General features: G+C 49.1%; 2 tRNA genes and 1 rRNA gene. All 3 read left to right on the forward strand.

The window, feature by feature from the left end:
* A 16S ribosomal RNA gene (locus AB4Z32_RS27555) occupies positions 1 to 137 on the forward strand; the annotation flags it as partial.
* 81 nt (positions 138 to 218) lie between these two features.
* Positions 219 to 295 (forward strand) — tRNA-Ile (locus AB4Z32_RS27560).
* Positions 296 to 305: 10 nt separating this feature from the next.
* A tRNA-Ala gene (locus AB4Z32_RS27565) sits at positions 306 to 381 on the forward strand.
* The last annotated feature ends 270 nt before the right edge of the window (positions 382 to 651 follow it).

Consider the following 651-nt stretch of genomic DNA (forward strand, 5'->3'; position numbering starts at 1 on the left):
TCACACCATGGGAGCGGGTTTTACCAGAAGTAGGTAGCTTAACCGCAAGGAGGGCGCTTACCACGGTAGGATTCGTGACTGGGGTGAAGTCGTAACAAGGTAGCCGTATCGGAAGGTGCGGCTGGATCACCTCCTTTCTAGAGTGGCACTAGAGCGAAAGCTCARCATCAAGCGTCCACGCTTATCGGCTGTTATAAAGTTAAACGAGAAGAGTTTTCGGGGCTGTAGCTCAGCTGGTTAGAGCACCGTGTTGATAACGCGGGGGTCGTTGGTTCGAGTCCAACCAGCCCTACCACGTTACGTATGGGGGATTAGCTCAGCTGGGAGAGCACCTGCTTTGCAAGCAGGGGGTCGTCGGTTCGATCCCGTCATCCTCCACCAACTCTTSWTCACTGCATTTATGTAAGGCTGAGTGCTTTAGATAAGTGTAGTTCTCGTTCTTTAACAATCTGGAAGAAGTAAAGTTTTCTTTAAGCGTTCAATACGTCGAAAGATGTRGTGRACACTTAGGGTAGAAAATCTGTATGTATCAACAAACAAAGTAAGCTGTCATTTGCCTATGACGTTCCCTGACACTCATGCAGGGGCCAACGTTATAGGGACAAGTGAATAAGTGCACATGGTGGATGCCTTGGCGATTACAGGCGATGA

Source organism: Massilia sp. 2TAF26 (genome assembly GCF_052115005.1).
GTDB lineage: Bacteria > Pseudomonadota > Gammaproteobacteria > Burkholderiales > Burkholderiaceae_D > Telluria.